Genomic DNA, 13884 nt, shown 5'->3' with positions numbered 1-13884 from the left:
ATCGCTGGATCCCCCTCTCCCCAACCCTCTCCCGCGGGGGGAGAGGGAGCAGATGCCTCGAGTTTGCGGCCAATACTCCCCTCGCCCCTGGTGGCGCGTAGGCGGAAGAGCGAAGCATCGCTTCGCCCGCCGTAGCGCCCGGAGCCTCTGGCGAAGGGCTGGGGCGCGGAGCGGGGGCTGGGGGAGAGGGGGCTGGAGCTGTCTCGATACACGTCGGCTCGAGAAGTTACTCCGTTGTTTTGGAGTTCATTGCTACATCACCACGAACGCTTCCAGGCGCGCCCGCCAAGGCCCGATACAGATTCACCATCGCCAGCACCGACGCGGTCCGGCCCTGTTCCAGGGCGTTCTCGCTGTCCAGTTGCTCGCGCTCGGCGTCCAGCACCTCGAAATAACCGATATACCCCTGTTCGTAGCGCGTGCGTGCCAGGTTGGCCGCATCCCGGGCGGCGTCCGCGCTGGCGGCCAGTCGCGCGGTGCGCTGCTGCGCGCGAGCGTAACGCACCAGGCGGTTCTCGGTTTCTTCCAGGGCGTCCAGGATCACCTGGCGGTAGTTCGCCAGGGCCGCCTGGGCATCCGCATCGGCCGCGTCGATCCGTGAGCGGACCCGGCCGAAGTTCAGAAACGACCAGTCGATGCCCAGCCCGATCGAGCGGGATTCCGCCGAGCCGGTGAACAGGTTACCGCTGTCCAGGGCGACGGAGCCGATCAGCGCGTTCAGACTGAAGTGCGGATACAGGTCCGCCGTGGCGACTCCGATATCCGCCGTGGCGGCGGCCAGTTGACGTTCCGCGACGCGGATATCCGGCCGCCGGCGCAGAACGTCTCCGGGCGTGCCCGGCGGAATCACCGGCAACGCGGTCGGCAACGGTTCCGGCGCCGACAGTCGCGGGATCAGCTCGCCCGGTGCTCGTCCCGTCAGCACGGCGATCCGGTGCATCTGCACACGCACGTCCGCTTCCAGTTGGGGCAGGGCGGCGCGGGTGCGTTCCAGTTGCGCCTCGGCGCGGCGGACGTCAAACCGGGTGCTGCGTCCCGCTTCCAGGCGTGAACGTACGATGTCGAGGGAATCCCGCTGGATCTGGACGTTGCCCCGGGCCACCGACAGCTGCTGTTGCAGCCCGCGCAGCTCGAAGTAGCTGGCGGCGATCTCTCCGGCCAGGGACACCTTCAGCGCGTTCACCTCTGAGCCGGCGGCCTGCAGGCGGGCCACTTCGGCTTCGCTGGCGCGCCGCAGCTGACCGAACAGGTCCAGCTCCCAACTGGCGTTGGCGTTCACCTCGTAGAGGTCGATGTTGGCGTCCGAACTGCCCGAACGCTCGGCAACGGACAGGTGCTGTGACGCCGCCGAGGCGCTTGCCCCGATCTCGGGCAACTGCTCGGCCTTGCTGCCGCGGACCAGGGCATCGGCACGCTGGTAGCGGGCCAGTGCGGCCTGCAGGCTCGGGTTGTCGGTCAGGACATCCTGGATCAGCGACGCCAGCAGGGGATCGTCAAAGCCACCCCAGAAGCGGGCTTCGTCGGCCGCCGAGAAGGCGGCCGTGCTGTCGGATTCCGTGAATTGCTCCGGCGCCTGCACATCCGGCGCCTGATAGTCGGGGCCGACGGCGCACCCTGCCAGCAGCAGGGGCGCCAGGGCCAGGAAACGGTTACGCATGGTGATCTCCGGTCTGGTGAGTCAGAGCAGGCGGTTCAACGGCCAGCGACTTGCCACTGAGCAGGCGCAGGCCCACGTAGAACACCGGGGTCAGCAGCAGGCCGAACAGGGTCACGCCGATCATGCCGCTGAACACGGTAATGCCCATGGCGTTGCGCACTTCGCTGCCGGCGCCGGAGGCCAGCACCAGCGGCACCACACCGGCGATAAAGGCCACCGAGGTCATGATGATCGGGCGCAGCCGCAGGCGGCAGGCTTCCAGCGCGGCACTGATGGTGTCCATGCCTTCCATCTCTTTCTCGCGGGCGAATTCCACAATCAGGATCGCGTTCTTGCAGGCCAGTCCCATCAGGACCACCAGCCCCACCTGAACGAAGACGTTGTTGTCGCCGCCGGTGAGCCAGACGCCGAACAGCGCGGCCAGCAGACACATGGGTACGATCAGGATGACCGCCAGCGGCAGCACCCAGCTCTCATAGAGCGCGGCCAGTACCAGGAATACCAGCAGGACAGCGAGCGGGAAGACGATCATCGCCGCGTTGCCCTGGGTAATCTGCTGGAAGCTCAGGTCGGTCCACTGGATGTCCATACCGCGAGGCAGTGTCTTCGCAGCGACTTCGGCGACCTTGTCCAGCGTCTCGCCGGAGGACAGGATCGACGGATCGGACTGGCCGATCAGGTCCGCCGCCGGGTAGCCGTTGTAGCGGATCACCGGGTCCGGACCGAAGCTGCGCTTGAGCGTGACCATGGAACTGAGCGGCACCATCTCATTGCGGTCGTTGCGCACGAACAGGTGCTCCAGGTCGCTGACGTCGTCCCGGTAGGGCGCGTCCGCCTGGGCCACCACGCGATACGTGCGGCCGAACAGGTTGAAGTCGTTCAGGTACAGCGAGCCGAAGTAGAACTGCAGCGTGCCGTAGAGTTCATCCAGGCTGACGCCCTGGGCCTTGGCCTGCCGCCGGTCCACGTCCGCATCCAGCTGCGGCACGTTGGCCTGGTAGGAGCTGAACGGATAGCTCAGGCCAGTCTGCTGGCTGAGGGTGCCGGCAAGCTGGTTGGTGGCGTTCTGCAGCGCACCGTAGCCCGCGCCGTTGCGATCCTGCACGTACAGCGAGTAGCCCGAACCGGCGCCCAGACCGAAGATCGGCGGTGGCATGAAGGTCACGGCAAAGCCTTCCTTGATGCCCGCCAGCTTGGCGTTGATCTCGCCGGCGATCTGCTGGGCGGTCTTGTCCCGCTTGTCGAAGTCGTCGAACAGGATGAACACCGTGCCGATGTTGGGCGTGTTGGTGCCCTGCAGCGCGTTGAAGCCGACAAAGGCCGCCGCGTAGGACACGCCGTCGGTGCCCATGGCGATGTCGCTGACCTTGCGGGCCACGTCTTCGGTGCGGTCCAGTGACGCCCCTTCCGGCAGGCGGATGCTGCCCACCAGGTAGGTCTTGTCCTGGGTGGGGATAAACCCGCCGGGCACTTGGTTGAACAGGTAGAACGTGCCGCCGAGCATGGCCACGTAGATCAGGAACACGAGGCCGCGAGTGCGCAGGCTGCGCTTCACGAAGCCCTGGTAACCGTGGGCGCTGCGATCGAAGAAGCGGTTGAACGGCCGGAACAGCCAGCCGAACAGCCGATCGATCAGGCGAGCCGGCAAATCCTTGGGCGCACCGCGGCTTTTCAGCAGCGTGGCGGCCAGGGCCGGCGACAGGGTCAGCGAGTTGATCGCGGAGATCACGGTCGCGATGGCGATGGAGGCGGCGAACTGGCGGTAGAACTGGCCGGTGATGCCGTCCAGGAAGGCCATGGGCACGAACACCGCACACAGCACCAGACAGATCGCCACGATCGGCCCGCTTACCTCGCGCATGGCCTGGTGGGCCGCGGCGATGGGCTTGAGCCCTTCCTCGATGTTCCGCTCGACGTTCTCCACCACCACGATGGCGTCATCCACCACGATACCGATGGCCAGCACCATGCCGAACAGGGTCAGGGTGTTGATGGAGAAGCCCAGAACCGACAGCACCGCGAAGGTGCCGATGATCGACACGGGCACCGCCAGCAAGGGAATCAGCGAGGCGCGCCAGGTCTGCAGGAACAGGATGACCACCAGCACGACAAGGCCGACGGCTTCCAGCAGGGTGGAGATGACCGCTTCGATGGAGCTGCTGACGAACACGGTCGGGTCATAGGCCACTTCCCAGGTCAGGCCCTTGGGGAAGTTGTCGTCCAGTTCCGCCATCTTGGCCCGCACGGCGGCGGACACTTCCAGGGAGTTGGAGCCCGGCGACTGGAAGATCGGCAGCGCCACCGCCTGCTTGCCGTTCAAGAGCGCCCGCAGGGAATCCTGGGAGGCCGCCAGTTCGGCCCGGCCAATGTCGCGCAGTCGCACGACCCGGCCGTCATCGTCGGTCTTGATGACGATATTCTCGAATTCGTCGGCGGTCTTCAGGCGACCGTGGGCATTGATGGAGATCAGGAAGTCGTTCTTGCCCGGCATCGGCTGGGCGCCGATCTGGCCGGCGGACACCTGGATGTTCTGCTCGCGCACCGCCCGGGCCACATCGCTGGCGGTGATGTTGTGGGCGGCCGCCCGCTGGGGGTCGATCCACAGGCGCATGGCGTAGTCGCCCGCCCCGAACAGACCGGCTTCGCCGACGCCGGGAATCCGGGCCAGCTCGTCGCGGATGTGCAGCACCGCGTAGTTGCGGATGTAGGTCGCGTCGAAGGTGTTGTCTGGCGACAGCAGGTGCACCGCCATCATCAGGTTGGGGGACTGTTTCTTGGTGGTCACCCCCTGGCGGCGCACGTCTTCCGGCAGCCGGGGCAGGGCCTGGGTCACCCGGTTCTGCACCTGTACCTGGGCCCGGTCCGGATCGGTGCCGAGCTTGAAGGTGACGGTCAGGGACAGGGTGCCGTCACTGCCCGCGACGGATTTCATGTAGATCATGTCTTCCACGCCGTTGATGGATTCCTCCAGCGGCGTGGCGACGGTCTCGGAGATCGTCTTGGGGTTGGCGCCCGGGTAGCGCGCGGTGACCTGAACGCTGGGCGGCACCACATCCGGGTACTCGCTCACCGGCAGGCCGGGAATGCTGATCAACCCCACTACGAAGATGATGATGGACAACACCGACGCAAAGATCGGCCTGTCCACGAAGAAGCGGGAAATATTCATGCAAAAGCCTCCCTGGGCCTGCCCCAACGGGGCAGGCCAGTTCCTGTTCAGTTACGGAAAGTCGGGGGTATTACTGGGCGCTGGCGACTTGCGCCTGCTTGCGTTGGTCCGGCCGCATGGCCACCTGCTCCGGGGCGACGGGCATGCCCGGCATCAGGATTTTCTGCAGGCCGTTGACCACCACGCGCTCGCCGGGCTTCAGGCCTTTCCGGATGACCAGCATGCCGTCGGAGCCGCGGCCCGGCTCGATGTAGCGGCGGCTGGCCGTATTGTCATCGCCCACCACGTAGACGTAACGACGATCCTGGTCCGCCATCACCGCTTTCTGGTCCACCAGCAGGGCCTGGCTCAGGTCGGCCACCGGCATCTGCACCCGGGCGAACTGACCGGGGCGGAACTGGCCGTCCGGGTTGGCCATCACGGCGCGGTACTGCAGGGTGCCGGTGCTGGCGTCCAGCTGGTTGTCGACAAAGTCCAGAGTCGCGGTGTGGTCGAAACCCGGTTCGCCCGCGAGGCTGACCTTGACCTGCGGCGGGTTGGCGCCATCCAGCCGGCCCAGGTTGTTCAGGGCGGTCTGTTCGTCGGTCTCGAAGTACACGTACATCGGATCCACGGAGACGACGCGGGTCAGAAGGGTCTGGTCACTGGTGGCCAGGTTGCCCCGGGTGACGTACGCCCGGCTCACGCGACCGTCAATCGGCGCGCGGATGTGGGTGTATTCGAGATCCAGCTTCGCGCTATCCAGAGCCGCCCGGGCGGCATCCACATTCGAGCGGGCTTCGGCCAGGGCGGCCTGGCGCTGGTCGAACTCCTCGCGTGAGATGGCGTGGCCATTCAGCAGATGCTGGGCACGATCGGCTTCGCTCTTCGCCAGCTTCAGCTGGCTCTGGGCTCGGCCGAGATCCGCATTGGCGGCGTTCATGCGTGCCTGGTAGGGGCGGGGATCGATCTGGAACAGCAGGTCGCCCTGCTTGACCATTTCCCCTTCCTCAAACGCGACCTTGTCGATGTAGCCGCTGACCCGGGGGCGCAGGTCGACGCTTTCCGGTGCGGCAATGCGGCCGGTAAATCCGTCCCACAGGGTGATGGGCGCCGGCTCCACCTGGGCCACGTCGACGGCGGGTGGCGGCGGTGTCGCGGCGGCTTCTTCGCTGTGGGCGTCGCAGCCGGCCAGTCCAACGGTCATCATCAGAATGACGAGCAGGGTCAGGCCGGTAATACGGGCTCCTTCTTTAAATGAGTCCATCAGGTGTTCTCTCCTGGTGTATGGATGTTTTCCAGCAAACGTCGCGGGTTGGCACTGACTGAATCACCCGGTTCTGTCCTTTCTTGGGGGTGCCACTACTGGCGGGGACAGTGATCGGGAATTCCATCGAAGGTGTGAGGTTACTTTAGGGGCTGGGGCAAAAAGGCGGTATCCAGTTCCTACGACTTGATTGCCCGATTCTGTTTTTGGTTATCGTTGCTTATGCGAATTTTATGGTGAGCCATCGCCGGAGTCTGGCGCTTGAGCTTTGTGCCAACGGATCTTGAAAAGGGCGTTACATGCACAATATTGCACGCAGATGACTCTTTTAAGAGGGTTTTGAGATGGATGTCCCAAGGTGTGGGTGGCTCGTGCAAATTAAAGAGGATCTGGCTATAAACGTGCAGGATCAGGCAAGTGCTGTTGCCTATTTGCCTATTTCTGTTTGGTGGTTGCCTATTTCTGTGAATCTTGGTCAATAAACGCTCATCCGCCTTGCCGTCCCGGTATACTGGATTTCGTTTTTTGGCGATGCCACCGACCGGCAGGAGAATGCACCGTGCCCAATTCCGATCTTGCACCATCCGTCCAGGACCAGAATCTCGATTTTTCGTTGAACACGACCACGGGCCTGGATCCCGAGCTGGAGCGACTGCGCCTGAAGCTCGTCGACAACATGCTGCGGGCCACGCCCGTAGACCGCCAACTCCGCAAGACGGCCATTCCCGGACTGGAGATGGTGGGGTCCGATTCCTCCACCAGTTGCGTGTCCTCGGTTTACGATCCATCGCTGGCCTTTATCGTCCAGGGCAGCAAAACGGTGAACTTTGGAGATCGCGAGCTGGTCTACGGCCCGCTGTCCTATCTGGTCTCGTCCGTTCACATGCCGGTACTGGGCCGGGTGCTCCATGCCTCTAAGGAGGAGCCGTACCTGGCGATGAAGATCACCGTCGATCCACAGGAAGTCAGTAACCTGGTCCTGGAAATGGGCAGTCAGCTCCCGTTGGACGCGGCCGCCGAGGCTTGTCCGGAGGCCAGCTGCGGTCTGTGTCTGGCACGGATGGATCTGGGCATGCTGGATGCCGTCACCCGGCTGACCAGCCTTCTGGATACACCGCAGGACATTGGCGTTCTGGCCCCGCTGATCCGGCGCGAGGTGATTTACCGGGCGCTGATTGGAGAAATGGGCGCGCGCATGCGTAAGTTTGCGGTGGCGGATTCTCAGGTCCACCGGGTGTCGCGCGTCATCGACGTGCTGAAAGACCGGTTTACTGAGAGCCTGCGGGTCAAGGATCTCGCCGGCGAAGTGAACATGAGCGAGTCGGCGCTGTTCCACACCTTCAAACAGGTCACGAGGATGTCGCCCCTGCAGTTCCAGAAAAAGCTGCGTCTGCACGAAGCGCGCCGGTTGATGCTGTCGGAGGGGCTGGAAGCGGCGACGGCCAGTTACCGGGTGGGGTATGAGAGCCCGTCTCACTTCAGCCGTGAATACAGCCGGCTGTTCGGGGCGCCGCCGCGGGCCGATGTCATCAAATTGCGTGGCGAGCAGCGGACCACCGCGCTGGCTTGATGGAACAGGACCCGCCAGGGGCGACACCGCTGGCGGGTCAGTGCACTACACCGGAGAGGTTTCGATCCGGTCTTCGGCAATTTCACGAAAGGCATTGACCAGGGTGTCCGGTTCCTGGGCACCGGCGATCAGGTAGCGCTGGTTGACGATAAACGCCGGCACGGCGGTGACACCGGCCTGCTGATAGCGCTCTTCGTCGGCCCGAACGGCAACACCGTACTCGTCGGAGTCCAGAACCTGGCTGGCCATCTCGCCGTCGAGTCCCACAGCTTCCACACAGGCCCTCAACACCCCCTTGTCGGAAATGTTTTCCGCGCGGCCGAAATAGGCCTCGAAGAACGCCAGCTTGAGTTCGGTCTGACGGCCTTGTTCGCGGGCCCACTTGAGCAGGCGGTGGGCGTCGAACGTATTGCGGGAATAGCGTTGCTGCAGGCCGCTGAAATTCAGACCAAGCGCCTCGGCAATGGTCATCATCTGCGCCTGGTTGGCCTCCATGTCTTCCGGGCTGCGGCCGTATTTGCGGCTCAGATGTTCCAGAATCGGCTCGCCGTCCCGCGTCATGTCGGGATTCAGTTCAAACGCGTGCCACTCGATCGTGAAATCCAGCTCGCCCGAAAGTTGCGTCATGGCCTGCTTCAGGCGTGCAAAACCAATCGCACACCACGGACAGGCGACATCCGACACGATGTCGATCCGCAAAGTCTTCATGGTGTTACTCCTGATTCCTGAAAAATGTCGGGGCGAAAAGCAGTCTTTATTCAGATGATACCGATAAGTGAGCTCTTGTTCATCTTTCGATCAATTTTTTCAGTCCGGGTCCAGTCGCCGTGGACCACTGCCGTCCTCGCCCAGTACATCGGCCGGATTCCGCAACTTGCAGGCTTCGACGGACAGGCAGCCACAGCCGATGCAGTCGGTAAGCTGGTCGCGTAACCGGGTCAGCTTGTTGATGCGGTCATCGAGATCCCTGCGCCAGCGGTTGGACAACTGCTGCCAGTCATGGGCCGTTACGGTGCGGCCTTCCGGGAGTGTCGAAAGCGCATCGGCGATTTCCGCCAGGGGAACACCCAGCCGCTGCGCCACCTTGATAATGGCGATGCGGCGCAGGATGTGCCGATGGTAGCGTCGTTGATTGCCTCCGGTTCGCCAACTGTGGATCAGCCCCTTCTGCTCATAGAAGTGCAGGGCGGAGACGGCGACGCCGCTACGCCGGCTGACTTCGCCGACGCGCAAGGGTTGATGGCGATTGATTGCCTTATTGGACGGCATGAGTTGCCTTAATCATTGACTGCGTTGACCTCAAGTTTACTTGAGGTATTAGGCTCTTTTCCAACCTGATGCGATCAGGGGCCGACAACAGCCAGGAAAGGAGCAAAACGATGACAGGATCACTGCGTATTGGCGTGATTATGGGGAGTGTCCGGGAGGGGCGTTTGTGCGATCGGGTCACCGCCTGGGTGGTCCGGACCCTGCATGGGGAGGATGGGCTACGTTTCCGGGTCATCGATCCAAGAACCGCGTTGGCGGCTGTCGAAAGCGGTGCTGACGCATCGACAATGGCATTGAGACAGCGGTTGGCGGGTATGGACGGCTTCATCGTGGTGACGCCCGAATACAACCACAGCTTCCCGGCTGCCCTGAAACAGTTGATTGATTCCGCCTACGACGAGTGGCAAACCCGGCCGGTGGGTTTTGTCAGCTATGGGGCGATGTCCGGTGGAATACGGGCGGTGGAGCAATTGCGTCAGGTCTTCGCCGAGCTGCACTCGGTGACCCTGCGGGACGGTGTGATCCTGACCGATATCTGGAATCGGTTCGACGATCTGGGTGAACTGGTTGATTCAGGGCGGGTCGATGCCGCCCTGCACCGGATGGTATCGCGCCTACGCTGGTGGGCGAGAGCAACCCGGGAGGCTCGGCTGCGGGAGCCTTATGAACAACCGGCAGAAGGTGCACGGATAAAGCGATCATTGGCAAGGGGGAGTGAATGGACGTGAGGAACTTCTATCGGGTGCTCAGTGCAAAAACCTGGGGCGACGCCCATCGCTGCGGTGTGATCGAGCCATGCGGTGCAGACCGGCGGGCCGGCCTGATCCATCTCAGTACCCGTGACCTGGTGGAAAGAATGGCCGCCCGCCATTTTCGGGCCAGTGAGTTTCCGGTAGCCGTCGAACTGGATGCCGACTATTTCCGGGATGATCTGGAATGGTGTGAGCCCACGACAGAATCGCCCTGGCGTTATCCCATGCTGCGCCGGCCGCATATTGAGATGAACTGGGTGATCGGTGTTCATCTGCTGCTGTTCGCCGAGAGGGACGGGGAACCGCGCTGCACCATGAAGGAGGGTCGGCTGGACTGGGCGCTGTAATCCTGTGACGTGTCGCCAATGGCTGTATATTTTTTGGCGATATATTCGCTTTGTGCGATCCTTGCCAGAATAACCGACTTTGTATCGGAGGATCGCATCCAACGCCGCGCAGATGGTGTCGAGCCGGTTCCTCCAGTGTCGAACGCGCCGTTGGACGGAGTTCGCTGTGCCTCTGGTCTGACGCATGCCGGGCCCCAGGGAAGTGCATGCAACATAAAGTCTGGATCGACTATCTTCGTGTCATCGCCATCCTGGCGGTGATCGCTATTCACGTCAGCACCGTTTTTTACAAGCAATATGGCGTTATCAGTGATGTCGACTGGTGGTTCGCCAACCTGCTGGATGCGGCAAGTCGTTTCTCGGTGCCGCTGTTTGTGATGGCGTCCGGTGTGGTCCTGCTGGGCCGCTCCATCGCGCCGCCGGAATTCCTGCGCAAGCGGGCGTGGCGTCTGCTGCCGCCGATCGTCGTCTGGAACCTGGTGTACCTGGTGCTGGGCTATTTCCTGTGGAATCCGGAGCATCGCTCGCTGGTGGCGCTGACCGGTACCATGATCCGTGCAGGTCACAGTTACGGGCATCTATGGTACCTGACCATGTTCGCCTGCCTGATGCTGTTTGCCCCGTTCCTGAACCAGTACCTCCGCGGCGAGAAGCCCGGGCTGGCAGACTTCGCGGCGCTGGCGGTGTTGTTTTTCCTGTTTGCCTGCCTGGATCAGGGCTCGCTCCTGGTCAAGGCTGTCGTGGATTCGGACATCACCTGGTACGCCGTTTTCCCGCTCTACATCCTTTATTTCGTCGGTGGCTACGTGATCGACCGTTATCCTGAGCGCTTCCGGTTTTCGCCAGCGTTGTTGACGGGCGTGATTCTGGCCGCGGTGCTGGTGGGGGCCGCTCTCAATGCCGTCCTCTATAGGGGGTACGGTGTGCACGAGGATTTCCTGATCCTCAATAATGTGGGGCCGCTGGTCATCCTCTGCACCTTTGCCATCTTCATCCTGTTGCGACAGCATGCTGACCGCCTCAGGACAAGGTCGTCGGTCAGCGCCTGGTCCGATGCCTCCTTTGGTATCTACCTGGTCCACCCCCTGCTGATCTTTGCCACCATGCCGCTGTCGCGCTATTTCGAGGGGATGCTTTGGCTGTTCATGCTGTTGGACGTTGCCTTTGTGGCGATGGTGTCGTTTGTGCTGATCCGGTGGTTGCGTCGTCTGGCCTGGTTCCGACGCATTTCGTGAGTCGGTTAAAACCGCTTCCTCGTCACCGACCGTCCTGTTCCCATCGCATTTCGCCTTTATAATGAGCGATCTGCCAATCGGGCACGTATGACTGGTTGTGCCGTTTCCGGGAAAAGGAAGTCTCATGCACCGACGTCAATCGCGCCCACGTTCCCTGTTTGCCGCCATGCTTGTGGTGGTGGCCAGTTTGCTGGTCTATGCCTGTAGTCAGGTGCCGACCTACAGCAACCCGCAGCCGCTAGTGGCGATGAACCAGACCTATGACTACCAGAAAGACATCCGCCCGATCTTTGAGGCCAAGTGTATTGCCTGCCATGGCTGCTATGACGCGCCTTGTCAGCTCAAGCTGTCCAGCGCAGAGGGGTTGAATCGTGGAGCCTCGCCATTGCCGGTCTACGATGGCAGCCGGCTGCGAAACATGGCGCCAACCCGGTTGGGTATCGATGCCATCACTACCGCTGACTGGCGCCGGAAAGGGTTTTTCTCGGTGTTGCACGGTAATGTCGAGGGCGGTGCCCTGGATGCCCGCGATACCTCGGTACTCTACAAGATGCTCGAGCATGGCCGCCAACACCCCCTGGCACCCAACAGCCGCATACCGGATGGCGTGACGCTGGGTATAGGGCGGCAGCAGAGCTGTCCCACACTGTCGGGTTTTGCCGGCTATGCGGCGGCCAATCCGCATGGCGGTATGCCGTTCGCTGCCGCTGGGCTGACTGACAAAGAGTTCCACACGTTGAAAACCTGGATCGAGGAAGGTGCTGTCACCGACGCGCCGACTTTCAGTCCAGGCCAGGCTGAGCGGGCGGCCGTCAAACGCTGGGAAGCCTTCTTCAATGCGCAGGGCGATCGCCACCAACTGGTTTCACGTTACCTGTTCGAACACCTGTTCGCCGCCCATCTGTATTTCCCGGATATCCCGGACAGTCATTTCTACGAGCTGATCCGTTCCTGGACGCCGCCGGGTGACAAGATCCTGCCGGTAGATACCGTTCGACCGAACGGCGATGCCGGGGGCCGTGTCTACTATCGCCTGCGGCCGATTACCCGGTCGATCGTGGCCAAGACCCATATGACCTACCCGCTGGGCGCAACCCGCATGAAGCGCTACCAGTCGCTGTTCTTCGATACCGACTGGCAGGTAAAGGACATGCCCGGCTACGACTACGACGATCGTGCCAATCCGTTCGAGACGTTTGCGGCGATTCCCGCCAAGTCCCGTTACCAGTTCATGCTCGACGATGCCGAATATTTCGTGCGCAATTTCATTCGTGGGCCGGTCTGTCGCGGGCAGGTGGCGACCGATGTTATCCGGGACCAGTTCTGGACGATTTTCGAAGATCCGGATCAGGAAGCCTACGTCAACGACGCCGACTATCGCCGTAAGGTGTCTCCATTGCTGGGGCTGCCGGGGCAGGACAGCGACCTCCTGGCGCTGGGCCCGCAATGGCTGGGCTACAAGGGGCAGCGCAACGATTACCTGGTACTGCGCCAGGCCGAGTACCGCAAGCGTAAAACCGATGGTGCTACCCTGGATGAAATCTGGGATGGCGACAACTGGAACCGGGACGCACTGCTGACCATCTTCCGTCATTACGACAGCGCTTCGGTGCGGCGCGGGCTGCACGGTCAGGTGCCGCGTACCATCTGGGTCATGGATTATCCGCTGTTCGAGCGTACCTATTACGAGTTGGTGGTGAACTTCAATGTGTTTGGCAGCGTTTCCCATCAGGCGCAGACGCGTCTCTATTTCGACCTGATCCGTAACGGAGCCGAGGACAACTTCCTGCGCTTCGTCCCGGCCGGGTCGCGTCAGGCGATCTACGATCATTGGTATCAGGGCCTGGCCCGCATCAAGAACGCCATCACCTACACCGGCCTGGATACCGATACGCCAACACGCCTGGATTACAGCACGTTACCAGACTCGTCCGACGAGCAAGCCATTATGGAGCGCTTTACGACGCTGTTATCCCAGCGGGCCAGCCGCGTCATGGGGCCGCCGGACACCCTCAACCGATGCGCTCCCGGCGGCGACTGCGACCGTCCCGGACTCGGTAACGCCCAACGCCGGGCAGAAACCATCCTCCGGCCGTTGACCCGGGAGACGGGCGCCTCCCTTCCTGTCATCAAGTTCCTGCCGGAAGTCACCTTCCTGCGGGTCACGGATGGCGATCGGCGCTGGATTTATACGCTGGTCCATAACCGCATGCACGAGAATGTCGCGTTCATGTTCGCCGAGGACAGCCGCCTGTTGCCGGATGAGGATACGGTGACGGTGATGCCGGGGGCGCTGGGAACCTATCCCAATTTCAGCTTTGATGTGCCGCTATCTGAGTTGGATGTCTTCGTCTCGGCCCTGGAGCGGGTCGAATCGCCGGAAACGTTGCATGACCTGGCCGCCCGCTGGGGGGTGCGTCGTACCAGTCCGCATTTCTGGGACGTGGTGGCGGATTTCAGGGCCTATGTCGAGGAGACCGATCCCTCCCAGGCCGGGATCTTCGATGTGAACCGGTACGAGAATCTGTAGGCCCGCGCTTTGCCGGCGATTCTTGATGTCGGTCAATGGTGCCTCCCTGCATCGGCGTATGGTCGGTCTGTAAGCCGTCAACGGCTGGCGGCGCAGGTGCAAGGGAGGT

General features: G+C 62.5%; 10 protein-coding genes. 5 read left to right on the top strand and 5 right to left on the bottom strand.

Annotation, left to right across the window (positions count from 1 at the left end):
* Positions 1-226: 226 nt before the first annotated feature.
* The 3 genes from J3364_RS09570 to J3364_RS09560 all read right to left on the bottom strand — a co-directional run bounded on the left by J3364_RS09570 (position 227) and on the right by J3364_RS09560 (position 6072).
* On the bottom strand, positions 227-1657 hold the full coding sequence (locus tag J3364_RS09570) for an efflux transporter outer membrane subunit (protein WP_349558143.1): 1431 nt from the start codon (positions 1655-1657) through the stop codon (positions 227-229).
* Positions 1650-4826 (bottom strand): efflux RND transporter permease subunit, encoded by a 3177-nt coding sequence (locus tag J3364_RS09565; RefSeq protein ID WP_349558142.1) that lies wholly within the window; start codon positions 4824-4826, stop codon positions 1650-1652. Before J3364_RS09565 ends, J3364_RS09570 begins: the two co-directional genes overlap by 8 nt.
* A 70-nt stretch (positions 4827-4896) precedes the next feature.
* Positions 4897-6072, bottom strand: coding sequence for an efflux RND transporter periplasmic adaptor subunit (locus tag J3364_RS09560; protein ID WP_349558141.1), 1176 nt, complete (start codon positions 6070-6072; stop codon positions 4897-4899).
* 559 nt (positions 6073-6631) lie between these two features.
* Between J3364_RS09560 and J3364_RS09555 the strand changes: the two genes are divergently transcribed.
* On the top strand, positions 6632-7642 hold the full coding sequence (locus tag J3364_RS09555; protein ID WP_328797840.1) for an AraC family transcriptional regulator: 1011 nt from the start codon (positions 6632-6634) through the stop codon (positions 7640-7642).
* 45 nt (positions 7643-7687) lie between these two features.
* Here J3364_RS09555 and J3364_RS09550 read toward each other — a convergent pair whose 3' ends face one another.
* Positions 7688-8350, bottom strand: a complete 663-nt coding sequence (locus tag J3364_RS09550; protein ID WP_349558140.1) for a DsbA family oxidoreductase — start codon at positions 8348-8350, stop codon at positions 7688-7690.
* 99 nt (positions 8351-8449) lie between these two features.
* Positions 8450-8911, bottom strand: a complete 462-nt coding sequence (soxR, locus tag J3364_RS09545) for a redox-sensitive transcriptional activator SoxR (RefSeq protein ID WP_349558139.1) — start codon at positions 8909-8911, stop codon at positions 8450-8452.
* 110 nt (positions 8912-9021) lie between these two features.
* On the opposite strand from soxR, the gene J3364_RS09540 reads away from it, so the two are divergent.
* The 4 genes from J3364_RS09540 to J3364_RS09525 all read left to right on the top strand — a co-directional run bounded on the left by J3364_RS09540 (position 9022) and on the right by J3364_RS09525 (position 13775).
* Positions 9022-9639, top strand: coding sequence for an NADPH-dependent FMN reductase (locus tag J3364_RS09540; protein ID WP_349558138.1), 618 nt, complete (start codon positions 9022-9024; stop codon positions 9637-9639).
* Positions 9630-10010, top strand: coding sequence for a DUF952 domain-containing protein (locus J3364_RS09535; protein ID WP_349558137.1), 381 nt, complete (start codon positions 9630-9632; stop codon positions 10008-10010). The genes J3364_RS09540 and J3364_RS09535 overlap by 10 nt, the downstream gene beginning before the upstream one ends.
* Positions 10011-10216: 206 nt before the next feature.
* Positions 10217-11245 (top strand): acyltransferase, encoded by a 1029-nt coding sequence (locus J3364_RS09530; RefSeq protein ID WP_349558136.1) that lies wholly within the window; start codon positions 10217-10219, stop codon positions 11243-11245.
* Positions 11246-11369: 124 nt separating this feature from the next.
* Positions 11370-13775, top strand: coding sequence for a fatty acid cis/trans isomerase (locus J3364_RS09525; RefSeq protein WP_349558135.1), 2406 nt, complete (start codon positions 11370-11372; stop codon positions 13773-13775).
* Positions 13776-13884: the final 109 nt, after the last annotated feature.

Source organism: Marinobacter sp. NFXS9 (assembly GCF_040148665.1).
GTDB lineage: Bacteria > Pseudomonadota > Gammaproteobacteria > Pseudomonadales > Oleiphilaceae > Marinobacter_A > Marinobacter_A mangrovi.
This window is presented reverse-complemented; position numbering and strand designations above follow the sequence as displayed.